Source organism: Pseudomonas sp. R76, assembly GCF_009834565.1.
GTDB lineage: Bacteria > Pseudomonadota > Gammaproteobacteria > Pseudomonadales > Pseudomonadaceae > Aquipseudomonas.
Genome location: NZ_CP019428.1, coordinates 3,620,761 through 3,643,565, shown reverse-complemented (window position 1 = coordinate 3,643,565; position 22,805 = coordinate 3,620,761). Strand labels below are relative to the sequence as shown.

Genomic DNA, 22,805 nt, shown 5'->3' with positions numbered 1-22,805 from the left:
GAAAACGTGCAGGCCCCGCCTGCATCGTCCTGGAACTCAGACCATGGTCAATAGAACGTTACGAATACTGATTGCAGACAAACAGCCGGTGCAGCGGTGTGTCATAGAAAAAATGTTGAATCGCCTGGGTTACTTCTGCATCGCCCATGCGGGGTCTTACCACGAGTTGGTCGCCCTGACCGCGCCGCCGGTTTATCGATTTGATTTGTTGATCGTTGATTCATTGATGGCGGTCCATGAAGGCGTGAACCTCGCGCATTTTTGCCAATTCAACGCCCACGTCCATCACGCGTTGGTCTACAGCGATTACCGGATCGGGCTGTCCGATATGCCGACCGCCGGGCATCAAGCGGTACACGCCTCACTGGAAAAAACGCCGGACTTTCGATCACTGGCCGGGTTCATGCAGATCATTGACTCGACCCCGTTGGTTGCCAATAACCTCATCACCCATGGAGTTCGTTTTGGACACACTACAGACCACAGTCTCTACTCACGATAAAAGCCTGCGCGGCAGGTGGAATCAATTAGCGGACCGCACCAGCGCGTTGCTGGGCGAGTCACTATTGGTAATGGTTGCCCGGTTGGGTATCGCAGGGTTTTTCTTTACTGCAGGACGCTCGAAAGTCGAAGGCTTCTTGACCGTCTCGCCAGCCACCCTTGAACTGTTCCGCACCGACTATGCATTGCCGTTCATTTCCCCTGGGCTGGCGGCGCACATGGCAGCCTACGCCGAGCACCTGTTTCCGCTGCTTCTGCTAGTGGGATTGTTCTCACGGCTGTCTGCGCTGGCATTGCTTGGAATGACCGCGGTGATCCAGGTCTTCCTGTTTCCGGGGGAGTGGCCAACCCATCTGGTCCTCGCGGGCTTGTTGCTGATCATCATCGCTCGGGGGGCGGGCACGCTGTCGCTGGATCGTCGATTCAACATCCGTTAGAGGTTATGTCTCCAGCTTAAGCCCCACCTGCGTACGCTTGGGCAGCTTGCTCACCACCAACTGGTGGGAACGCTGCAACAAGCCACGCAGTTCTTCAGCGCCCAGCGGGTAGGGCGTTTCCATGATGATCCACTGCGCGCGCGCCAGGTACGGCGCCGGGTGAATGCCGGGGCGGTCCACATGGCCGAGGAACAACGCCTTGTCGACCTTGAACGCCAACGACTCGCCCCGCAGGTTCTGCAGGGCGAACATCTTGTTGCCGGCAATCGAAAAGACGCGCACGCCGCCCCATTTATAGTCTTCCCGCGCGCCGGGCAGACTCAGGCAGAAGGCGGCGACTTGGGCTTCAGTCATGTTCATAGCAAGCGGTCTCCGCAGCCCTTGAAGGCTTCTTCCAGGTAGTCGATCCAGGCTCGAATGGCCGGCAGCACGCCACGTCGGTGTGGGTAGACTGCCTGCAACCAGCCTCCCGGCGATGACCATTGCGGCAGCAGTTGCACCAACTGGCCGCTGGCCAATTCTGCTTCGCAATACATCATCGGCAGCACGGTAAAGCCCAGGCCTTTCATGGCGCAGGCCTTGCGCACGATAAAGTCGTCGATGCCCAGGCGGGCTTCCAGTGCCAGGTCTTCGCTCTTGCCTTGTGGGTCGATCAGGCGCAGGTGCACCAGGCGGTCGGCCTCCAGGGCGCCCAGTACCGGCAGTTGCTTGAGGTCGTCGAGGGTGTTGATGTGCCGCTCGCGGATGAATTCCGGGCTGGCCACCAGGAGGGTCTGCGCCTGGCGCAGGCGCTTGGTCACCAGCAGCGGGTCTTCATCGCCCGACTCGCGCACGCGCAAGGCCACGTCGATGCCCTCGGCGACCAGGTCGACACGGCGGTTGACCAAGGTCATCTCCAGCTGCACCAGTGGGTGAGCGGCGAGAAACCCCGCGACCATGTCCGGCAGCATGTGCTGGGCCATGCCCACCGGGCAGCTGACCCGCAGTCGCCCGCGTGGTTCGCTGGACATGCTGGCCACGGCCTCGTCGGCCATTTCCGCTTCCAGCAGCATGGCCTGGCAATGGCGCAAATAGCGCTCGCCGACGGCGGTCAGGGTCAATTGGCGTGTGGTGCGTTGCAACAGGCGTGCGCCGAGGCGTTCTTCCAGCTCGGCAATACGGCGTGACAGCCGCGACTTGGGAATCCCCAGCAGCCGGCCCGCCGCCGCAAAGCCGCCGGCTTCGACGACTTTGGCGAAATAGTAGAGGTCATTGAGGTCTTGCATGGGCAACCTATTGTCCTGTCAGTGGGACGAATCATCCGCGTCTGGCGAGGGCAAATCCACTACAAAAAAAGCGAGTGCCTTGTGGGCACTCGCTTTGGCAGTGGTCAAGCACTTAGAACTGCGCGCCGGCCATCAGCACATACTTCACATGCACGTACTCTTCGATCCCGTAATAGCTGCCTTCGCGGCCATAACCGGACTGCTTGATGCCGCCAAACGGAATCGACGCAGTGCCCACCGAACCCGAGTTGAGAATCACCATGCCGGCTTCCAGCTGGCGTGACAGGCGCAACGAACGCCCCAGTGCGCTGGTGTAGGCGTAGGCAACCAGGCCGAACTCGGTCTGGTTGGCGCGGGCAATCACTTCCTGTTCATCCTTGAACGAATAAATGGCGAATACCGGGCCGAAAATTTCTCCGGTGGCCAGCGGTGAGTCGTCCTGCAAACCGGTCAATACGGTCGGCTCGTAGAACAGCCCACCTCTGGCGTGGGGCTTGCCGCCCATCAGCACCTTGGCGCCCGCGGCCCTGGCGTCTTCGACCAGGCGCACGACTTTGTCGAAGCCCAGTTGATTGACCAGCGGGCCGACCACAAAGTCTTCGCGCAGGCCTTGATCCACGTCGATCTTGGCGACGGCGGCCTTCACGCGTTTGATGAAATCTTCAAGGATGCTGTGCTGCACAAAGATGCGGTTCGGCGAGATGCACACCTGGCCGGAATTACGCAGCTTGGCGCTGACCAAGCCCTTGACCGCCTCATCGAGGTTGGCGTCCTGGAACACGATAAACGGCGCGTTGCCGCCCAGCTCCAGAGTCATTTTCTTGAGGGTGGCCGCGCATTGCGCCGCGAGCAATTTGCCGACGCCGGTGGAGCCGGTAAAAGTGATTTTGCGAATGCGTGGGTCACCGGTGAAGATCAGGCCGATCTCCTTGGGGTCGCCGACCACCACTTCCAGCACACCGGGTTCGATACCGGCCTTGCGTGCGTATTCCAGCAGCTTGAAGGCGGTCAGCGGCGTGTCTTCGGCAGGCTTGATCACCATGGTGCAGCCGGCTGCCAGGGCCGTGGCGACTTTGCGCGTGATCATCATGAAGGGGAAGTTCCACGGCGTGATCGCCGCGACCGGGCCGACGGCTTCCTTGGTCACCACCACGTTGGCGTTGCGGTCGTGGGTGGGAATGGTGTCGCCATACACGCGCTTGGCTTCTTCGGCGTACCACTCGATAAAGCCCAGGCCGTAGTCGATTTCGCCGCGGGCTTCGGTCAGGCACTTGCCGTTTTCGCGGCACAGCAGTTCGGCGAAGGCTTCCTTGTCGGCTTTTACCGCGTCGTGCCAGCGGCGCAGGATCTCGCTGCGCTCCTTGGCCAGCCTGGAGGACCATGCAGGGAAGGCCGCGCAGGTGCGGTCGACCGCCGCCTTGACCTCGGCTGAGGTGTTCTTGGCAACGCGGCCGATTTCTTCGCCGGTGGCGGGGTTGTAGACGATAAGCATGAGGCAATCTCCGGGGGCTGAATGTGCTAATTCAGGCTACGGAAACGGGCGCTGCGAGCGAATATCCATTCCAATGTGCTGATTGCCTATTCCTATGAGCGCGTAGCCACGGCGATGTTTGCGCAGTAACGTGCGGTTTTCCCCAGGAGCCTTGCAGCATGGGACGCACGCAACGAATCATCGAGTTGATGGGCCGCTTGGCGCCTGTCGAAGGCTATAACCTGACCGCGCTGGACGACGTGCGCTTCCTGCGTTCGAATCGGCCTTTGCACCGGGTGCCGGTGCTCTACGACCCAGGCATTGTGATTGTCTGCCAGGGGCGCAAGCGCGGTTACCTGGGCGATGAGATTTACCTGTATGACGCCCAGCACTACCTGGTGGTATCGGTGCCGGTGCCATTCACTATGGAGACCGAGGCCACTGAAGAAGAACCCATGCTGGCGGTGTACCTGCGACTGGATTTCACCCTGGCGGCCGAATTGATGCTGGCATTGGACGATTTCCCCGCGTCTGTCGAGGCCAGGCCTCGCGGCATGTATTCATCGCCCATGGATGACAAGCTTAGTGAGTCGCTGCTGCGTTTTCTGGAGGCCATGAATACGCCGATGGAGGCGCTCATCCTCGGCCCGTCGCTGGTGCGCGAGATTTACTACCGGATCATCACGGGCGAGCAGGGCGGTTCGATGCGCGCCGCGCTCAACCGCCAGGGCCAGTTCGGCAAGGTAGCGCGGGCGATCCGCAAGATTCATGGGTGTTACCACCAGCACCTGGACGTGGAGGCGCTGGCGGCGGAAGCGATGATGAGCGTGCCGAGTTTTCATGCGCACTTTCGCACGGTTACCGACACCTCACCGATGCAATACCTCAAGTCCACGCGCCTGCACCAGGCGCGCTTGTTGATGCTGCGCAACGACATCACCGCCGCCACGGCGTGTGCCCAGGTCGGCTATGAAAGCGCCTCGCAGTTCAGCCGGGAATTCAAACGCTTTTTCGGGCGCACACCACAGGAAGAGATCCAGTGGATGAAACGCACGTACGCGTTGCCGGCGCCTACGTCGGCGTCGATTTATGTGTCGTCGCATTGATTGCGAGGAGCCCGCTAGACACAACAGGCCCGCTGCCACAGGGTTACTCTCGTGCTTTGAACAGGGTCAGCAGCAATGCCGACCAGGCAAACGCCGCACCGGTCAGCGCCTGGCCTTGCCAGCCGTAATGCTCCGAAGCGAACGCGCCGGCGGCCGAACCCACGGCGCCGCCGATAAAGTAGACCACCATGAACACCGTATTCAGGCGGCTGGTGGCTGACGGTTCCAGCGCCAATACGCGGGTCTGGTTGGCCAACTGGTTGGTGCGGTTGCCGAGGTCGAGAAAGGTCGCCGCGATCAGGATCGGCCACCACCAGCCGCTGAGGCCCAGGGTGTAGATCAGCACAAACGCCACCAGCACCGTGGCGATGCCGGCGCGCTCCAGCAAACGCCCATGGCGCCGGGTTTGTTGGCCGATGGTCGATGCGCAGAGGATGCCGACGATGGCCGACAGGCCCAGCAGCCCCGCCTGGGCGCTGGAAAACCCATACGGCGGCAATGCCAACAAGGCCGCCATCGAGCCCCAGAACACATTCAACGCGCCGAACACCAACGCACCCTTGATGGCCGATTGGCGCAAGGTCGGGTACTGGCGGGCCAGGCCCCACAGGGATTTGAGCAAGGCGCCATACGCCAGTTTGCTGGTCGAGATCGACACCGGCATGCGCGTCAGGATCGCCATGAACAGCAGCACATCCAGCGCCGCCGCCACGGCAAACATGCCGCGCCAGCCCAGCCAGCCGCTGACCACGCCGCTGACGGTGCGGGCCAGCAAACCACCGGCCGACAAGCCGCTGACCATCAAGCCGAGCACCGCGCCTTTCTGTTCAACGGTACTCAGGTCCGAAGCGGCGGGGATGATCACCTGCGCACTGATACCCGACAGCCCCAGCAGCACGCTCGCGACCAGCAGCCAGGCATATGAAGGCGCCGTGGCCGAGGCCAACAGAGCAAAGAAGTTGATGCACAGCACGGCCAGGATCAGCGTGCGCCGGCTGATGCGGTCGCCCAGCGGCACGAACAGCAGCAGGCCGCTGGCGTAGCCCAACTGCGTGAGCATCGCGATTTGCCCGACATGCGCGGTGGACACCTCGAAGGTGTTGGCAATCAGCGGCAGCATGGCTTGGTTGTAGTAAATCGTGGCGACCGAAAACCCGCAGCAGATGGCGAGGATAAGGGTCAGCCCCTTGGTGAGGGCGGGCGTGTGTGGGTGCATGGCGTGGCCGCTGGCTGTAGGAACTGCCGGCGAGAATGAAGTGAAGCGTGGGGGAAATCCAGTGCGGCAGAGGATTGGGCAATACGCGTGTTGGATCGGGTTTTCGCCCATTTGTAGATTGTCCTGCTGGCAGGACGAACAATCACATCTGAGCTGTCTAATCGGCTATTGGCTTCATGTGTAGGATTAACCTCACTCGGTCGCCTCATCGCGATCCTCACTTGGAGATTCCGCATGAAACTGTTGCATATCGATTCCAGCATCCTCGGCGACAACTCGGCTTCGCGTCAGCTCAGCGCTGGTGTGGTCAAGGCCTGGCAAGCGGCGCAGCCGGGTGTGGAAGTGACTTACCGTGACCTGGCAAGCGAAGGCATCAGCCACTTTTCCGGCCTGACCCTGGGCGCCCTGGGCACCGCTGCCGAATTGCGCGACGCCGTGCAACAGCACGAGGCTGAACTGAGCGCTTCGTCGCTGGCTGAATTCATCGCGGCCGACGCCGTAGTCATTGGCGCGCCGATGTACAACTTCTCGGTGCCTTCGCAGCTCAAGGCCTGGATCGACCGCATCGCCGTAGCCGGCCAGACGTTCCGTTACACCGAAGCCGGCCCTGAAGGCCTGTGCGGTGGCAAGAAACTGATCATCGTGTCCACCGCCGGCGGCCTGCACGCCGGCCAGGCAAGCAACGTCGGCCATGAAGACTATTTGAAGCTGGTGTTTGGCTTCCTGGGCATCACAGACATCGAGTTCGTCCGCGCCCAAGGCCTGGCCTACGGTGAAGAAGTACGCAACAAAGCCCTGAGCGACGCCAACGTGGTCATCAACGAACAATTGTTCGCCGCCGCGTAAGGCTTGTGTAAATTTCGCCTTTGCCCGGTTCCAATCTGAAACCGGGCGCCTAAACTCTGTATTGTGGTCGCCTGAAAACGACCGGAGTACGGAGTTTTTTCGTTTGCCCGCTGTCACTACCTTGGCCCAGGTTATGCACGTATGGGTTTATCAACCGGTGCGAGCGCCTTGAACCATGGACTTTTCATATAGACATGCCGCTGGTGTTGAATGTAGCCGCGCAGCAAAGGTGGACATCCCCATGATGCGTCTTTGTGCTGTTTTGGTTCTCTCCCTGCTCGGCGGCCTGATTTCAGTGCACGCCGCCCCAGCGCCGCACCCGCATTGGAGTGTGGGCTTCCATCGCATGACCTTTCTCGACCCGCTGGATTCGCAGCCGATGAAGGCCATCGCGTTTTATCCGTCGACCGACGATGAGCACAGCACCCAGTTGGGCCCCTATCACGTCGCCGCCAGCGAAGATTCCAAAGTCGCCATTGGCCGCTTTCCGATGCTGATGCTGTCCCATGGCAACACCGGCACACCGCTGGCCCTGCACGATTTGGCGACGTCCCTGGCGCGCAAGGGGTTTGTGGTGGTGGCGGTGCTGCACCCTGGCGACAACTACAAGGATCACAGCCGCCTGGGCACCGTGAGCAACCTGTACGGGCGGCCGATCCAGATCTCCGAAGCCATCACCGCCACCCTCGGCGACCCGATGCTGTCACCGTTCGTCAACGTTAATCAGGTGGGCGTGATCGGTTACTCGGCCGGTGGCGAAACCGCGTTGATCCTGGCCGGCGCCAAGCCGGATTTCGACCGGTTACGTCGCTATTGCCAGGAGCGTCCGGAGGACCGCGATGCCTGCACCACCAAAGGTGAGCTGGTGGTCGACCGTGACGACCTGCAACCCCAGGCCGACCCGCGTATTCATTCGTTGATGCTGATGGCGCCGTTGAGCTTGATGTTCGGCCGCCACACCCTGGCCGATGTGCATGTGCCGGTGCTGCTGTACAGCGGCGATGGCGACAAATTGGTCGCCGTGGACAAGAACGCCGCCGCCCTGGCGCGCAAACTGCCAGAGCCACCGGACTTCAAACTGTTGGCGGGGGCAGGGCACTTCGTGTTCATGGCGCCGTGTGACAGCGACCAATTGGTGGCGATGCCCGCTATTTGCACCGACGCTGACGGTGTTGACCGTGAAGGCATCCACCGCGACCTGATTTCAGAGGCGGGGCGCTTCTTCTCCCACACGTTGGGCCAATCGACCCGTGCCGGTTTACAGACCGCCGATCAGTAAGCGCGGCGCTTGAGCAGCACGGTCAGGGCCAGCGCCGTGACCGACAGCAGCGCGGCGCAAAAGAAGATCCAGCCGTAGCCCAAGTTCAGCGCTACGGCGCCCATCAATGGCCCGGCGATCGCCAGGGCCAGATCAAAAAACACCGCATACGCACTCAACCCGGCGCCACGGCTGCTATTGGGTACCTGTTTGATGGCCTCGACGCCCAGCGCCGGGTACACCAGCGACAAGCCGAACCCGGTCAGCCCGGCGCCAATCAAGGCCACGCCTGTTGAGGGCGCCAGCCACAGCAACGTCAGGCCCAGGGTTTCGATGGTCATGCAGGCAATCGCCGCAGTGAACCCGCCAAAACGGTTGATGGCGGAGATAAACACCAGGCGCGACAGGATAAAACACAGGCCAAACACCGTGAGGCAGTACGCCGCGCCGGCCCAGCCGCGATTGAGGTAATACAGGGTGATGAAGGTGGTCAGCGTGCCGTAGCCAATCGACGCCAGGCACAGGCTGGTGCCAAACGGCGCGATACGCCCGAACACCGCCCAAAACGGCAGCCGCTCGCCGCGTACCACCGGCACCGAGGGCTTATTGCGGATCAGCACCAGGCCCAACGCCGCCAACACGGTGAGGGCGATGCCGAGGCTGGTGTAGCCATAGTCGGCGACCATCACCACGCCCAGCGGCGCGCCGATGGCGATGGCGCCGTAAGAGGCGATGCCGTTCCACGAAATCGAGCGCGCCGTGTGCTCGGTGCCGACCGCGCCCATGCACCAGCTGATGGTGCCCACGCCGATCAAGCCTTGGGCCACACCCAGCAGCAGCCGGCCGACGATCAGGATGCCCAGGCTCAAGGCGGGCAGGCTTTCGAACAAGGTGGCGAAAAACGTCAGCACGCCACTGACCAGAATACCGGCCAGGCCTAGCACGATGGCGCGCTTGGTGCCGACGTTGTCGGACATACGCCCGGCCATCGGACGGCTGAGCAGGGTGGCCAGGTACTGCGAACCGATGGTGACCCCGGCGACCACGGCGCTGAAGCCCAGCTGCTCATGCACATAGCCTGGAATGACCGCAATCGGCAGGCCGATGCAGATGAAAGCGATGAAGGTGTAGAAGACGATAGAGACGATCTGCAGGGTGATCGACAGGGAGCTGGGGGCGGCGGCAGGCATGGTCACTCGTTCGCGGGCGGGCGGTGACGGCATGATGGCAAGGGCGTGGGGGAAAAGGAAGCAGGCTAACTAGTTTGTTTGATGGCTGGGTTTATTGTGGCGAGCAGGCTTGTTGTGGCAGGCGGGTTTGTTGTGGCGAGCAGGCTTGCCCTGCGTTGGGCTGCGCAGCAGCCCCAATAAAAAAACACCGCGTTCTGCCAGGCAAAACGCGGTGTCTGATTTTAGGGCCGCTTCGCAGCCCAACGCAGGGCAAGCCTGCTCGCCACAGCAAGCCAGCTCGCCACAGTGGCGTTACTTAGAACACCACGCCTTGGCTGCGCAGGTAGTCGTCATAGGTGCCGCTGAAGTCGATCACGCCGTTGGCGCTCAACTCGATGATGCGGGTGGCCAGGGACGATACGAACTCGCGGTCGTGGCTGACGAAGATCAGCGTGCCCGGGTAGTTTTCCAGCGCCAGGTTCAGCGCTTCGATGGATTCCATGTCCAAGTGGTTGGTCGGTTCGTCCATGATCAGCACGTTCGGCTTTTGCAGGATCAGCTTGCCGAACAGCATGCGGCCTTGCTCACCGCCGGAGATGACCTTGACCGACTTGAGGATCTCGTCGTTGGAGAACAGCATGCGGCCCAATGTGCCGCGAATCATTTGTTCGCCCTGAGTCCACTGACCCATCCAGTCGAACAGCGTGACGTCATCTTCGAAGTCGTGCGCGTGGTCCTGAGCGTAGTAGCCCAGTTCGGCGGCGTCGGTCCACTTGATGCTGCCGGCGTCCGGGGTCAATTCATTGACCAGGGTGCGCAGCAGGGTGGTCTTGCCGATACCGTTCGGGCCGATGATCGCAACACGCTCGCCGGCTTCAACCTGGAAGCTGAAGTCTTTGAACAGTGGCTTGCCGTCGAAACCCTTGGCCATTTTTTCGACCATCACTGCCTGGCGGTGCAGCTTCTTGTTCTGATCGAAACGGATGAACGGGCTCACGCGGCTTGAAGGCTTGACCTCGGCCAGCTGGATCTTGTCGATCGCCTTGGCGCGGGAGGTGGCCTGCTTGGCTTTCGAGGCGTTGGCCGAGAAGCGGCTGACGAACGATTGCAATTCGGAGATCTGCGCCTTCTTCTTGGCGTTGTCCGACAGCAGTTGCTCGCGGGACTGGGTCGCCACGGTCATGTACTCGTCGTAGTTGCCCGGGAACAGGCGCAGCTCGCCGTAGTCCAGGTCAGCCATGTGGGTGCACACGCTGTTCAGGAAGTGACGGTCGTGAGAGATGATGATCATCAGGCTGGAACGCTGGGTCAGGATGTTTTCCAGCCAGCGAATGGTGTTGATGTCCAAGTGGTTGGTCGGTTCGTCGAGCAACAGCACTTCAGGGTCGGAGAACAGCGCCTGGGCCAGCAACACTCGCAGTTTCCAGCCTGGGGAGACTTCGCTCATCGGGCCGAAGTGCTGTTCCAGGGGAATGCCCAGGCCCAGCAGCAGCTCACCGGCGCGGGATTCGGCAGTGTAGCCGTCCATTTCGGCGAACTCGGTTTCCAGCTCGGCCACGGCCATGCCGTCGTCTTCGCTCATTTCCGGCAGCGAGTAGATGCGGTCGCGTTCAGCCTTGACCTTCCACAGCTCTTCGTGGCCCATGATCACGGTGTCGAGCACGGTGAATTCTTCGTAGGCGAACTGGTCCTGGCGCAGCTTACCCAAACGTACGTTCGGCTCCAGCATGACCTGGCCGCCGGACGGATCGAGGTCGCCGCCAAGGATTTTCATGAAGGTCGACTTGCCGCAACCGTTGGCACCGATCAAACCATAACGGTTGCCGGCGCCGAATTTGACCGAGACATTCTCGAAGAGCGGCTTGGCGCCGAACTGCATGGTGATGTTAGCTGTGGAGATCAATTACTTTACCTATCAATGGGTTGCGAGCGTGGCGGCAGGAGCCTTCAGGCATGCGTCAACAGCGACATCAAGGCGCGAAACCCGGTCGCTGAGCAGAAAATTTTGGATGTGTGTTGGAATTTGGCGCGCATTGTCGCATATGTCAGGTGACAGTTGTAATGCGTGCGAACGATGGTTTTGCCAATGTCTCCGGCATGGCCAGCCATAACAGCGCCAAAGCCAGCGCCGCAACGGCGGCCAGGGTCAGGAAGGCCGCGTTGTAACCGGCCTGTTGCACCACGAATCCGGCCAGGCTGGTGCTCAGCGCCGCGCCCAGGCCAAACACCGTGGACAGCGCGCCCAGGCTGACGTTGAAGCGGCCCGTGCCTTGGGTCAGGTCCTTGACGATCACCGGGAACAGCGCGCCGAAAATCCCTGCGCCGATGCCGTCAAGCATCTGCACGGCCACCAGCCAATAAGGGTCGCTGGACAAGGTGTACAAAACGCCGCGCAGCGGCAAAATCATGAAGCCAGCCAGCAACAGTGGTTTGCGCCCCCATACGTCGGCTTTGCTGCCCACCAGCCAGGCCATCGGCACCATCACCAATTGCGCCGCGACAATGCATGCCGAGGTCAGCGGCGTGGCCATTTGCAGGTTGATCTGCGACAGCTTCTGGCTGACCAGCGGCAGCATCGCGGCATTCGCCAAGTGGAACAGCGCGCAGCAGATGGCGAACAGCAGTAGCGGGCGGTTGGCCAGCAGCACTTTCACGCCGGAAGGTTGTTCATGCTCACTGCTGTGAGCCGGGTCGAAGCCGCGCGCGACTTCGTGGTCAATCGCCGACGCCGACACACAACTGACCGCGACGATACTGGCCAGCGCCATAAACGCCATCAGGTAAAACACCACCACCGGGCCGAACAGGTAGGCCAGGCCGCCCGCCAGCAGCGCGGCCACGGCGTTGCCGGCGTGGTTGAAGGTTTCATTGCGCCCGGTGCGGCGGGTGAAGGCGCGCGGCCCGGTTATCCCGAGGGAAATGGCCGAAATGGCCGGGGCAAACACCGACGCGGCGACAGCACTGGCCGCCTGGGTCACTGCCACCCAACTGAACGAGCTGACAAACGGCAGCACCAGGCAACTGACGGTCACCAGGATGGCGGCCACCGCGATCACCGCACGCTTGCTGCGCGTGCGGTCGATCAATGCGCCCGCCGGGCCTTGGGTGAGCAACGCGGCGATACCGGCCAGGGTCATGACCACGCCGATGCTGGCCGGGTCCCATTTGTGCACGGCCAGCAGGTAGATCGCCAAATAAGGGCCGAGGCCGTCACGCACATCCGCCAGGAAGAAATTCAGGCTGTCCAGGGACAAGGTATTGCGCAGGTCGGAGTGATTGGCCACGGCGATATCTTCGGCAAGGGTGTTCAGGGGCTGAACACTCATTGGCTTAGTGACCTGCGGGCCTGGCTGGAAGTTTCGCGCCCCGGAAGGTTTCATCCGAGCGGTACTTGGATTATTTTCCATAGCCCGCTGTACTGACTCTCTGGAGACGCAATGGACATGCCCTCAGCCCAACAGGCCATCGCCAGCAACAAACATGCTTGGGATGCATCCGCCAAACTGCACAAAGACACCGCTAACTGGAAAGCACTGCTGGAATCGGTGGCGCTTGCCGACTTTTCATGCCTGGACCCCACCATTACCGCACTGCTGCAAGAGGTCTGCGTGGCCGGCAAGGACGTGGTGCAACTGGGCTGCAACAACGGGCGTGAAAGCCTGTCGCTGTTCAGCCTGGGCGCGCGCTCCGTGGTGGGTGTGGATCAATCCCGCGCCTTCCTTCAGCAAGCACAGGAACTGGCTGAAGTTTCGCCCCACAACCCCGAATTTATTGAGGCCGACATTTATCAACTGCCCGAGCGTGTGCACGGGCGCTTTGATATTGCCTTGGTGACCATTGGCGTATTGGGCTGGATGCCGGATGTGGCGGCGTTTATGCAACATGTGGCAAGCACGCTCAAGCCCGGTGGCACCTTGGTGATTTACGAAACCCACCCGTTCCTGGAGGTGTTCGACCCGCTGGCCGCCAACCCGCTTTTGCCCGCCACGTCGTACTTCCAGCGCGACCCCTTGGTGTTGCAGGAGTCAATTGTCTACGAGGGGCTGGATGAAATTCCCGGACCTACGTCCTATTGGTATGTGCATACCCTGGGCAGTGTGGTGAGTGGGGCGATTGCGGCGCACTTGCAGATCGAACATCTGCAGGAGTACCCGCATTGCAACCGTGAGGAACTGTACGAGCAGTATGAGCATCAACCTGCGCTACTGCCGCTGTGTTTTACCCTGACGGCTACCAAGCGCCTCGCCTGAGGGCGCTGCTGCTACGCCACATGCGTCTGGGCCTACGTCTGCGGTCTACCCGTCCGACACTGCGTGCTGATAACGCTGATAAATTCCTGGCTTGATTCGTGGAAGGCTGTTCCTCCCTTCCACAATCTCTGCGGAATCACAGGAGTATCCAGTCATGGCGCAAATCAAACCGGCACTGCCTTCCACGGGGTACGAGGTGGTCCAACGTGTTCTCGACGATAGTCAGCGCGGCGGTGGGAAAACATCGGAATACGGTGATCCTTCTCTGAACGGCGCAGAGGTTGCTCAACGGCTTAACCGATTTGGTAAACACTGGCCCGACAGCAATCATAATGGCAAGACAGAGCTGACTTTTGAGTTTTCCACCTCGATGCCAGCGGCGTCAGACGAAAACCAGGAAGAAATGGGCGAATACAAGGTCGAGCGAATCGTACCCTTAACCCTGGGGCAGAAAGCGTTTGTCGGGAAGGTGCACCAGGAGTATGCCGATGTCGCCAATGTTACGTTCACTGAAAAAACCGCTGGCGCCAGTGAGGGGCATCTGACCTACAGAGGCTACAGCACCGGCGACCAAGTCAGTGAGTTCGCTGGGTTTGCTCACATGCCGGACCCGAAGGATCCTGCGCAGGGTACGGTTTGGATGCGTCATCTGGATCAGACGACCAAGTTCGGCAACTGGGCGGATGATGACAAACGCCAGATCAGTGAAGAGAAGTGGCGTTCGACACTGATTCATGAGGTGGGGCATGGCCTAGGCCTGGGGCATCCGCACGCAGAGGGCGAGGAAGAGCTTGAACCTTATTATTATGCGGAAGATACGAAAAACTACACGGTCATGAGCTACAACGTACCCTTGCTGAGTGAGGCTGGAGAGTCTGTCGAGCCAGCCAGTTTAATGTTGGACGATATATCGGCAATACAATCAATCTATGGTGCCAACACCGCCACACGCGCCGGCGATACGACCTATGGTTTCAATTCCAATACCGAGCGCGATCAATACAGCCTGAAATCAGCCGAAGACAAGCCGCTATTTGCGGTGTGGGACGGCGGTGGTTGGGACTCGCTCGACTTTTCCGAATTCAGCCAAAACCAGACGATAAATCTTAATGCGGGTTCCTCTTCTGACGTAGGGGGGTTAATAGGAAACGTCAGCATCGCCAAGGGTGTGACCATCGAAGAGGCCAAAGGCGGCAAAGGTGAGAATACTCTGATCGGCAATAACGCCTTCAATGTTCTGCGGGGCGGCCCGAGCAACGATATCCTGTTTGGCGGCAGTGGCGGGGCACAGATGTGGGGCGGCAAGGGTGCAAACACCTTTGTCTTTGATACCAGCTCCAGCGGTAAAGCGAACTGGGTGATGGATTTTGCCAGCGGCAAAGACAAGCTCGATTTCTCTGGCTTGCGCCAGCAGTTGGGCCCTCTGAACTTTGTGTCCACGCTGCCGCATGACCACAGTAAAGCGCAAGATCCGCTCAGCCCGACGTTTATCACCCGCCCGGGTGATGTGTTGGTGACCTACGACGCAGCCTTTCAGCGAACGCACTTCAGGATGGATACCACGGGGAATGGCAAAATGGACATGCACATTGATGTGCAAGGAAGAGTTGCTCGCGAAGATATCGTCGTATAAAAAAAGCCCGCCAGGGGAGGCGGGCCAAATGATTCACTGGAGTAGGTAGGCCTTACCCTATAGGCCAGAAAGTGAAGGCCGTGTGAAAACCGTGTCGCACATTCGGATGCGCGCGGCTCAACCCCTGCGTACAAACGTGCGCATGGTTTGCCCAGGCCCGGTGCTGAACACCGTCGGGCGGGGCATACCCGCATCGGCGGCAATAAACACAAAATCATCGCCTTCAAGGCGGTAGCTGGCGGGCAATGGCTTGCCGGCGTCTTCGCCTATCGCGTCAACCCAGGTAATGCTCTTGGGCGTGGTGGTGCTGTCGAGGGTAAATCGGCCGGCCAGCAGCAACTCGTCGTCTGTCGTGCGCACTTCAAAGCAGTCGCCGGTGATGGTGGTCAGGGCGCCCGGTGCGCTGTGGGCATCAACCGGGTTGAGTACGCCGCTGTCTTCGAGTGCGGTTTGCTCCCAACTGCCTTGAAGTGCCTGGTAATCGCTGTTTGAAAGGGATGACATACAAAATCCATTTTGCTGAAGGGAAGTTCTTTTAGTGCAGCATGGCGCGCCTGGCAAGACAAGTGCGGGTGTTGATCCAGCACAATGAGTGGACAGCTTTTCACAATTCTTAGTTAACCTTTGGTTACAAACTGTGGCTAAATAACTGCCAATGGTCATGAACCGGTGCTCCCATCGCCGGTCGTGCCGCGTATTTGTGAATTGTGATTTCAGGTGCTGCTTATCGGCCGTTGTGGGCACGCAGGAGCAGCCTGTTCTCTCTACTGACGTGTGACGAATCCCTTGAAACTCATCATTGTTGCTCTCTACGTTGCCTCCATCGCGTATGTTCACCTGCGTGGTCGGGTGCGACACAAGCTGGGTCGCCAGCTTAGCGACCACTCGACGTTCCTGGCGCCGATCAATTGCTTCCTCTATTTATTCTCCAGGCAGCCAAGCCGCCCGTTCCTGTCGCCTGCCGACTTTCCGGACCTGAGCCCATTGCAGGAGCACTGGGAGGAAATCCGCCAGGAAGGCCAGAATCTGATGCGCATGGGCGAGATCAAGCGCTCGGAGCAGTACAACGATGTGGGTTTCAACTCGTTCTTCAAGTCAGGCTGGAAGCGCTTTTACCTCAAGTGGTACGGCGACAGCCACCCGTCGGCGATGAAGCTCTGCCCGCGTACCACCGAGCTGGTGCAAAGCATCGGCTCGATCAAGGCGGCGATGTTCGCCGAGTTGCCACCGGGCTCCAAGCTGGTGCGCCACCGCGATCCGTACGCGGGTTCCTACCGTTATCACTTGGGGCTGGACACGCCTAACGATCCTGGCTGCTATATCAATGTGGATGGCGAAAGTTACTACTGGCGCGACGGCGAGCCGGTGATGTTTGATGAGACATACATTCACTACGCGGAAAACACCACGCAGCAGAACCGCATCATCCTGTTCTGCGATATCGAACGGCCGATGAAGTATCGCTGGGCGGCGGCGTTCAACCGCTGGTTCAGCCGTAACGTGATGGCCGCGGCGGGGTCGCCGAACGATGATGGCGACAAGACCGGGGGCCTGAACCGTGCGTTTACCCGCCTGTACAAGATCCGCCTGCGTGGCAAGGAGCTGAAAAAGCGCAATCGTGCACGTTACTACCTGGAAAAGTGGGCGATTTTTGCAGGTTTGGCGCTGATCTTCATCCTCATCTAAAGCCCTCTTGGGCGCGACTTACTGCGGTGGTGTCGCGCCCAGCTTGTCCCACATCTTCTTGCTGATCTTCTGCCGGTTGGCATAACCGGCCCACGGGTCGCCTTTCAACGTGTCCAAACGCTCGTGCAAGTTGGCGACTGTCCACTGCTGCGCGCCGCGCAAGCCTTTTAATTCCTCCCGACTGACCGGCACAGACACCGGCAGGCCTGGCCGCGCCCGTACCGAGTAGGCCGCCACCGTGCTCGCGCCTCGGGCGTTACGCAGGTAGTCGATAAAGATCTTGCCCACGCGGTTCTTGGGGCCGGAAGTGGCGGTAAAACGTTCGGGCAACTGCACGGCCATGAATTGCGCGAAGGCTTTGGCGAACGCCTTCACCGTGTCCCAGCCATCCCGGCGCCCCAATGGCACGACCAGGTGCAGACCTTTGCCGCCGCTGGTTTTTACGAACGCCTCCAAGCCCAACTCGTCGAGCACCGACAACGTCAGTTGCGCCGCCTCCAGCATGGCTTTCCACGGCAGCGCCGGGTCCGGGTCGAGGTCGAGCACAAACAGGTCGGGCGTTTCGATTCGTGCTTTTGAATCACGAAGGACAATGCCGAGGCTTTACGTGTGCCGGCAGGCGCGCTGCCGGCGGGCTCGGCGGTGATCTCGAAGTCGCGTTTGCGGTTGTATTCGCTCAGGGGCTTTGCCATGTCGATCTCCAGCAAATGGCAGGCTCAAGAGGCCTTCTTGGTGGACTTTTTCGCCGCAGGCTTTTTCGTCGTGCTTTTGGTCGCGGGCTTGCCGGCCAGGCTGCGTTTGAGCAGCTCGGTGAGGTCGATGACGTCCGCCGATTTGCGCTCCTCGCTGCCTTCCTGGCTTTCCACATCTTCGATTTTGCCGGCCTTGGCCTTTTTCGCCACCAGCGCCATGATCTTCTCCTGGAAGCTGTCGCGGTACTCGTCGGGCTGCCAGTCGGCACTCATGTCTTCGACCAGGCGCTTGGCCATGTCCAGCTCGCCTTTGGCCAGGCTGGGTTTGGTCACGTCAGCGCCTAGTTCAAGCTCGTCGAGGCTGCGCACTTCGGCGGGCCAGCGCAGCATCACCAACACCAGGGCTGAATCAAGCGGCATTAACGCGGCCAAGTGCTGCTTGGTGTGCAGCACCACATTGGCCAGCGCGACCTTGGCGGTTTTTTTCAGGGTTTCGCGCAGCAGCGCGTAGACCTTGCCGCCGCGTTTGTCCGGCGCCAGGAAGTAGGGCGTATCGATATTTTGCAGCGGGATCTGGTCGGCGGCGACAAAGGCGATGATTTCGATGGTCTGGGTCGACTTGGGGTGAGCAGAGCGAATTTCGTCTTCGCTCAGCACCACGTAGCGGCCTTTCTCGAAGGCCACGCCCTTGACGATGTTCTCTTTGGTGACTTCCTTGCCGGTGGTCTTATTGATGCGCTTGTAGCCCACTGGGTCCATGCTTCGTTTGTCCAGCCAGTCGAAATCAACGCCTTGAGAGGACGTGGCCGACACCAGCGATACCGGGATATGGACCAAGCCGAAACTGATGGCGCCTTTCCAGATTGCCCTTGGCATAGCTGCGATTCCTTGAAAAGAGACTGTGTGCTGGTGACTCGCAGGCGTGCGCAAAAGTTTCGATGGGCAGATGCGCGGACAGATCGTGTTACACCTGATGAGAAAGTATTTAGTGTCGAAAGCCGAACCCAAGGCGTAGCGTGTTATCGAAAGCTCGTACAACTCGCCCCAGAGAGGCTTTGTGATGAACAGCTGTGTGCGTTACCTCACCGTACTCGCGTTGGGCCTGGCACTTGCGCCATTGGCCCAGGCGCAGAACCTGCCCGGCACCTACGACACCAACAACAGCCCTATTCATCGGGCCAACCCCAACAGCATGCAGGGCACACAGCCCAATGCACCGGCTGTCCGCGGTATTCAAACCGGGCCGACCAGCCCCGCGCCGACCGTCGAAAACGGCGGCATAGGCAATCGCTATCCCACGCGCAACGCCGCGCCGAGCCGCCCTGCGACCGATACCAAAGCCCCCACTTACGATGCCAACGGCAATCGCCGGTAAGGATTCTGTCTTATGTTTCTACGCAAAACCCTGCTAGCCGCTATTTGCGCAACCACGCTACTGCCACTCGTTGCGGCGCACGCCGCCGATGCCCAGCAATTCCCCAGTGAACAAGGCAGCATCACCGCCACCCCGATCGCCAAAGGTCTGGATCACCCTTGGGCGGTGGCGTTTCTGCCGGACAAACAAGGCTTCCTGGTGACCGAGCGCCCAGGCCACCTGCGTTTTGTCAGCCCGGACGGCAAGCTCTCCGCACCACTGACCGGCGTGCCGCAGGTGTGGGCCAAAGGGCAGGGCGGTTTGCTCGATGTGGTGCTGTCGCCAGACTTCAAGGAGGACCGCATGGTCTACCTGTCGTACGCCGAAGGCGGCGGCGAGGGTGGCAAAGCCGGCACCGCCGTCGGGCGTGGGCGTTTGGCCGATGACTTGAGTGGTTTGAAGGACTTCAAGGTGATCCTGCGCCAGGAGCCCAAGCTCTCCTCCGGCAATCACTTTGGCTCGCGCCTGGCCTTCGACCGTGATGGCTACCTGTTCGTGACCCTGGGTGAAAACAACGACCGCCCGACGGCCCAGGACCTGGACAAGCTGCAAGGCAAAGTGGTGCGCATCTTCCCGGACGGCCGTGTGCCGGATGACAACCCCTTCGTCGGCCAGCAGGGCGTACGCCCCGAGATCTGGTCCTACGGCCAGCGCAACCCGCAGGGGCTGGCGCTGAACCCGTGGAGCGGCACGATTTGGGAGAACGAACATGGGCCGCGTGGCGGCGATGAAATCAATATCATCGAGCGCGGCAAGAACTACGGCTGGCCGCTGGCGACCCATGGCATCAATTATTCGCTGACGCCGATTCCCGAGGCCAAGGGCAAGACGGTGGAAGGCACCGTACCGCCGCATCACGTGTGGGAGAAATCCCCGGGCATCAGCGGCATGGCATTTTATGACGCCGACCGCTTCAAGGCGTGGCAGCACAACCTGTTTATCGGCGCGCTGGCCAGCCAGGAGTTGATTCGCCTGCAGTTCGATGGCGACAAGGTGATTCATGAAGAGCGCTTGCTGGGAGGCTTGAAAGCGCGGATTCGCGATGTGCGGCAGGGGCCGGATGGCTTTTTGTACGTGCTGACCGATGAGGATAACGGCGTGTTGTATCGGGTGGGGTTGAATCAGGACTAAAGGTCGCTATGACTTGCTTGTGTGGGAGCTGGCTTGCCTGCGATGCAGACGACTCGGTCCAGCAGGTTCACCGAGGCGATGCTATCGCAGGCAAGCCAGCTCCCACAGAGGTCTTAGAGACCCAGCTCGGAAAGCCCCGGATGATCATCCGGGCGCCGCCCCAGCGGCCAGTGGAACTTGCGCTCGCTTTCCTTTATCGGCAGGTCGTTGATGCAGGCAAAACGGTTAGCCATCAAGCCATTCTCATCGAACTCCCAGTTCTCATTGCCGTAGGAGCGAAACCAGTTGCCGGAGTCGTCATGCCATTCATAGGCATAACGCACGGCGATGCGGTTACCGGTGAACGCCCACAACTCCTTGATCAACCGATAGTCCAGCTCCTTGGCCCATTTACGGGTCAGAAACCCCTTGGCCTCTTCCCGGTTATGCGCAAACTCGGCGCGGTTGCGCCACTGCGTGTCCAGCGTATACGCCAGGGACACGCGTTGCGGGTCGCGGGAGTTCCAGCCGTCTTCGGCCAGGCGAACTTTCTCGATGGCCGACTCGCGAGTAAACGGTGGCAGGGGCGGGCGTACTTCTGCGTTAGATGACATGGAGCAACTCCTGAAAGAATCAAGGCTTATCTAAGGTTGCGTGGCCTGTGCGTTCAAAGCGCCAATAAGGTTCGCGCCATGCATTGCGCATTATCCGCAGCGGTTGAATCGCCCATCACCAGGGCAACGGTAATGGCGCCATCGATCAGGATCAGCAGGTGCGCGGCCTGCTGTTCGGGTTCGGGGGTGCCATGTGCTTTACACAGTTCGAGCGCGTACTCGAACAGTTTCTGTTTATGCGCCTTGGCCAACAGGCGCACCGGGTTGTGCGGGTCGCCGGTTTCGCCGCTGGTGTTGATAAACGCGCAGCCGCGAAAGTCCGCCGAGCCAAACCAGGCCTTGAGGGCGCTGAACAGTGCGAGCAGGCGCTCACCACTGCCTTTGCTGCGTTCCACTTCGCTGCGCAGCCACTGCATCCATCTCGCGTCGCGGCGTTGCAGGGCAGCAATCACCAACTCATCTTTATTGGCGAAGTAGCGGTAAATACTTTTGCGCGACACGCCGGCGGTTTTCACCAGTAAGTCCATGCCGGTGGCGGCGATGCCATGGCGGTAGATCAACTTTTCGGTGACGTCGAGGATAATATCGCGGGTGTCATTGCTGGTAATTTCGTTCATGTTGCTTACAGTAGAATGATCGTTCTCCTTGGTCAATTAGCTTTTTTCCATCCAGGCCGACGAGACCTGAGCAGCCCCATGGTGTAAGCTCGGGGCCTCTTCGGATTAGACCCATTGCGAGCCTTATGCCGTCGTTCTTCAAACGCTCCCTGTTACCCAAACTGCGCGGTTTTCCACTGTCTCCCGAGGCCATCGAGGTGCTGTCCGGCGCCGCTGAGTTTCGTCGTTGCCTGCTGGAGAAAATCCCCCAGGCCACGCGGCGTATCTACATCGTTGCGCTGTACCTGCAGGAGGACGAAGCGGGCCAGGAGATCTACGACGCCTTGCACGCCGCCAAGGCGGCGCGGCCCGAGCTGGATATCGTGGTGGTGGTTGATTCGTTGCGCGCGCAGCGCGGCTTGATCGGTGCCGGCAAGCAGCCGGGTAACAGCGCCTGGTATCAAGCCATGACCCAAGCCCACGCCAGCGAAGTGCCGGTGTACGGCGTACCGGTGCAAACCCGCGAGCTGTTCGGCGTGCTGCACCTCAAGGGCTTTGTGATCGACGACAGCGTGCTCTACAGCGGCGCCAGCCTGAACAACGTGTACCTGCACAAGTTCGACAAGTACCGCTACGACCGTTATCACTTGATCCATAGCCAAGCGCTGGCGGACTCAATGCAGCACCTGGTGGAGCACGGCCTGATCACCTCCAAGGCGGTGCATCGCCTGGACCTGCCGAACCCGCCCACCACGCGCAGCTTGCGCAATGACATCGGCGACCTGCGCAGTCGCCTCAAGCACGCCGCCTACGACACCACCACCGGGCTGTTGCCCAATGGGCATATGTCGGTGAGCCCATTGCTCGGCGTCGGCAAGAACAACCCGCTGAACCGGGTGATCCTGGAGCTGATTGCCAGCGCCCAGCATCAACTGACCATCTGCACGCCGTACTTCAACCTGCCGCTGCCGGTGACCCGGGAAATCAACCGCGCCCTGGCACGCGGCGTGAAGGTCGACATCGTCGTCGGCGACAAGACCGCCAACGACTTCTACATCCCGCCCAGCGAGCCGTTCAAGGTGATCGCGGCGTTGCCCTATTTGTATGAAATCAGCCTGCGCCGCTTCGCCAAGCGCCATCAGCCGATGATCGAAAGCGGCCAGCTGAACCTGCACCTGTGGCGCGACGGCGACAACACCTATCACCTCAAAGGCATGTGGGTCGACCAGCGCTACACCTTGCTCACCGGCAACAACCTCAACCCGCGCGCGTTCCGACTCGACCTGGAAAACGCCTTGCTGATCGATGACCCGCAAGGCCAGTGGCTGGCACCACGGCGCACCGAGCTGGCGCAGATTTTCGAGCACACCACGCGCATCGAGCGTTACCAGCAATTGCAGACATTGGTGGATTACCCGGCGGCAGTCGGCAAGTTCCTGCGACGGGTCAGTCGGGTGCGCATTGAGCGGTTGCTTTACCGAATTCTGTAAAGCACAGATTTCGTACGAATACGTGCCGCTGCGCAGGCGCTTGACCCTGAC

General features: G+C 60.5%; 22 protein-coding genes and 1 pseudogene. 11 read left to right on the top strand and 12 right to left on the bottom strand.

The window, feature by feature from the left end; translation table 11 throughout:
• Positions 1 to 43 precede the first annotated feature (43 nt).
• Both PspR76_RS16345 and PspR76_RS16340 read left to right on the top strand, forming a co-directional pair.
• On the top strand, positions 44 to 502 hold the full coding sequence (locus PspR76_RS16345) for a response regulator (protein WP_159956838.1): 459 nt from the start codon (positions 44 to 46) through the stop codon (positions 500 to 502).
• Positions 465 to 938, top strand: coding sequence for a DoxX family protein (locus PspR76_RS16340; RefSeq protein ID WP_442966671.1), 474 nt, complete (start codon positions 465 to 467; stop codon positions 936 to 938). The genes PspR76_RS16345 and PspR76_RS16340 overlap by 38 nt, the downstream gene beginning before the upstream one ends.
• Positions 939 to 941: 3 nt before the next feature.
• On the opposite strand, the gene PspR76_RS16335 is transcribed toward PspR76_RS16340, so the two are convergent.
• The 3 genes from PspR76_RS16335 to PspR76_RS16325 all read right to left on the bottom strand — a co-directional run bounded on the left by PspR76_RS16335 (position 942) and on the right by PspR76_RS16325 (position 3,695).
• A complete protein-coding gene (locus PspR76_RS16335) occupies positions 942 to 1,298 on the bottom strand; it encodes an MmcQ/YjbR family DNA-binding protein (protein ID WP_159956834.1) in 357 nt (118 codons plus the stop codon).
• On the bottom strand, positions 1,295 to 2,203 hold the full coding sequence (locus PspR76_RS16330) for a LysR substrate-binding domain-containing protein (RefSeq protein WP_159956832.1): 909 nt from the start codon (positions 2,201 to 2,203) through the stop codon (positions 1,295 to 1,297). The genes PspR76_RS16335 and PspR76_RS16330 overlap by 4 nt, the downstream gene beginning before the upstream one ends.
• 112 nt (positions 2,204 to 2,315) lie before the next feature.
• Positions 2,316 to 3,695, bottom strand: coding sequence for an NAD-dependent succinate-semialdehyde dehydrogenase (locus tag PspR76_RS16325; protein ID WP_159956830.1), 1,380 nt, complete (start codon positions 3,693 to 3,695; stop codon positions 2,316 to 2,318).
• A 158-nt stretch (positions 3,696 to 3,853) separates the two neighbouring features.
• Here PspR76_RS16325 and PspR76_RS16320 point away from each other — a divergent pair, with 158 nt between their 5' ends.
• Positions 3,854 to 4,780: an AraC family transcriptional regulator gene (locus tag PspR76_RS16320; protein ID WP_159956828.1), complete on the top strand. Its 927-nt coding sequence runs from the start codon at positions 3,854 to 3,856 to the stop codon at positions 4,778 to 4,780.
• A gap of 43 nt (positions 4,781 to 4,823) precedes the next feature.
• Here PspR76_RS16320 and PspR76_RS16315 read toward each other — a convergent pair whose 3' ends face one another.
• Positions 4,824 to 5,996 carry an MFS transporter gene (locus PspR76_RS16315; protein WP_159956826.1) on the bottom strand — a complete coding sequence of 391 codons (1,173 nt, stop codon included), beginning with the start codon at positions 5,994 to 5,996 and terminating at the stop codon, positions 4,824 to 4,826.
• Between the two features lie 234 nt (positions 5,997 to 6,230).
• On the opposite strand from PspR76_RS16315, the gene PspR76_RS16310 reads away from it, so the two are divergent.
• Positions 6,231 to 6,842, top strand: coding sequence for an FMN-dependent NADH-azoreductase (locus PspR76_RS16310; protein ID WP_159956824.1), 612 nt, complete (start codon positions 6,231 to 6,233; stop codon positions 6,840 to 6,842).
• A 241-nt stretch (positions 6,843 to 7,083) separates the two neighbouring features.
• Positions 7,084 to 8,121 carry an alpha/beta hydrolase family protein gene (locus tag PspR76_RS16305; protein WP_159956822.1) on the top strand — a complete coding sequence of 346 codons (1,038 nt, stop codon included), beginning with the start codon at positions 7,084 to 7,086 and terminating at the stop codon, positions 8,119 to 8,121.
• On the opposite strand, the gene PspR76_RS16300 is transcribed toward PspR76_RS16305, so the two are convergent.
• The 3 genes from PspR76_RS16300 to PspR76_RS16290 all read right to left on the bottom strand — a co-directional run bounded on the left by PspR76_RS16300 (position 8,115) and on the right by PspR76_RS16290 (position 12,553).
• Entirely contained in the window at positions 8,115 to 9,290 is a 1,176-nt protein-coding gene (locus PspR76_RS16300) for an MFS transporter (protein ID WP_159956820.1), read from the bottom strand. The genes PspR76_RS16305 and PspR76_RS16300 overlap by 7 nt on opposite strands.
• Before the next feature lie 295 nt (positions 9,291 to 9,585).
• Entirely contained in the window at positions 9,586 to 11,172 is a 1,587-nt protein-coding gene (locus PspR76_RS16295) for an ABC-F family ATPase (protein ID WP_106577981.1), read from the bottom strand.
• A gap of 142 nt (positions 11,173 to 11,314) precedes the next feature.
• Positions 11,315 to 12,553, bottom strand: coding sequence for an MFS transporter (locus PspR76_RS16290; protein WP_159961471.1), 1,239 nt, complete (start codon positions 12,551 to 12,553; stop codon positions 11,315 to 11,317).
• 153 nt (positions 12,554 to 12,706) lie between these two features.
• Here PspR76_RS16290 and PspR76_RS16285 point away from each other — a divergent pair, with 153 nt between their 5' ends.
• Together PspR76_RS16285 and PspR76_RS16280 are read left to right on the top strand one after the other, a co-directional pair.
• Complete coding sequence (locus PspR76_RS16285; RefSeq protein ID WP_159956818.1) at positions 12,707 to 13,519, top strand: class I SAM-dependent methyltransferase; 813 nt, start codon at positions 12,707 to 12,709, stop codon at positions 13,517 to 13,519.
• A 154-nt stretch (positions 13,520 to 13,673) separates the two neighbouring features.
• Positions 13,674 to 15,152 carry a M10 family metallopeptidase C-terminal domain-containing protein gene (locus PspR76_RS16280; RefSeq protein ID WP_159956816.1) on the top strand — a complete coding sequence of 493 codons (1,479 nt, stop codon included), beginning with the start codon at positions 13,674 to 13,676 and terminating at the stop codon, positions 15,150 to 15,152.
• Between the two features lie 117 nt (positions 15,153 to 15,269).
• Here PspR76_RS16280 and PspR76_RS16275 read toward each other — a convergent pair whose 3' ends face one another.
• Entirely contained in the window at positions 15,270 to 15,656 is a 387-nt protein-coding gene (locus PspR76_RS16275; protein WP_159956814.1) for a TIGR03067 domain-containing protein, read from the bottom strand.
• 282 nt (positions 15,657 to 15,938) lie between these two features.
• On the opposite strand from PspR76_RS16275, the gene lpxO reads away from it, so the two are divergent.
• Complete coding sequence (gene lpxO / locus PspR76_RS16270; protein ID WP_159956812.1) at positions 15,939 to 16,838, top strand: lipid A hydroxylase LpxO; 900 nt, start codon at positions 15,939 to 15,941, stop codon at positions 16,836 to 16,838.
• Between the two features lie 18 nt (positions 16,839 to 16,856).
• On the opposite strand, the pseudogene ligD reads toward lpxO, so the two are convergent.
• Positions 16,857 to 17,408, bottom strand: a pseudogene (ligD, locus tag PspR76_RS16265) (non-homologous end-joining DNA ligase LigD); the annotation flags it as partial.
• A 146-nt stretch (positions 17,409 to 17,554) separates the two neighbouring features.
• Complete coding sequence (gene ku, locus PspR76_RS16260; protein ID WP_159956810.1) at positions 17,555 to 18,406, bottom strand: non-homologous end joining protein Ku; 852 nt, start codon at positions 18,404 to 18,406, stop codon at positions 17,555 to 17,557.
• A 184-nt stretch (positions 18,407 to 18,590) separates the two neighbouring features.
• On the opposite strand from ku, the gene PspR76_RS16255 reads away from it, so the two are divergent.
• Both PspR76_RS16255 and PspR76_RS16250 read left to right on the top strand, forming a co-directional pair.
• Positions 18,591 to 18,905 (top strand): hypothetical protein, encoded by a 315-nt coding sequence (locus PspR76_RS16255; RefSeq protein ID WP_159956808.1) that lies wholly within the window; start codon positions 18,591 to 18,593, stop codon positions 18,903 to 18,905.
• Between the two features lie 12 nt (positions 18,906 to 18,917).
• Positions 18,918 to 20,075 carry a PQQ-dependent sugar dehydrogenase gene (locus tag PspR76_RS16250; RefSeq protein WP_159956806.1) on the top strand — a complete coding sequence of 386 codons (1,158 nt, stop codon included), beginning with the start codon at positions 18,918 to 18,920 and terminating at the stop codon, positions 20,073 to 20,075.
• A gap of 113 nt (positions 20,076 to 20,188) precedes the next feature.
• Here the strand turns inward: PspR76_RS16250 and PspR76_RS16245 are convergent, their stop codons facing one another.
• Positions 20,189 to 20,668, bottom strand: a complete 480-nt coding sequence (locus tag PspR76_RS16245; RefSeq protein WP_159956804.1) for a nuclear transport factor 2 family protein — start codon at positions 20,666 to 20,668, stop codon at positions 20,189 to 20,191.
• Positions 20,669 to 20,721: 53 nt separating this feature from the next.
• The gene (locus tag PspR76_RS16240; RefSeq protein ID WP_159956802.1) at positions 20,722 to 21,285 is read right to left on the bottom strand and encodes a TetR/AcrR family transcriptional regulator; all 564 of its coding nucleotides are present in this window, start codon (positions 21,283 to 21,285) and stop codon (positions 20,722 to 20,724) included.
• A gap of 125 nt (positions 21,286 to 21,410) precedes the next feature.
• Here PspR76_RS16240 and pssA point away from each other — a divergent pair, with 125 nt between their 5' ends.
• Positions 21,411 to 22,754: a CDP-diacylglycerol--serine O-phosphatidyltransferase gene (gene pssA / locus PspR76_RS16235; protein WP_159956800.1), complete on the top strand. Its 1,344-nt coding sequence runs from the start codon at positions 21,411 to 21,413 to the stop codon at positions 22,752 to 22,754.
• Positions 22,755 to 22,805: the final 51 nt, after the last annotated feature.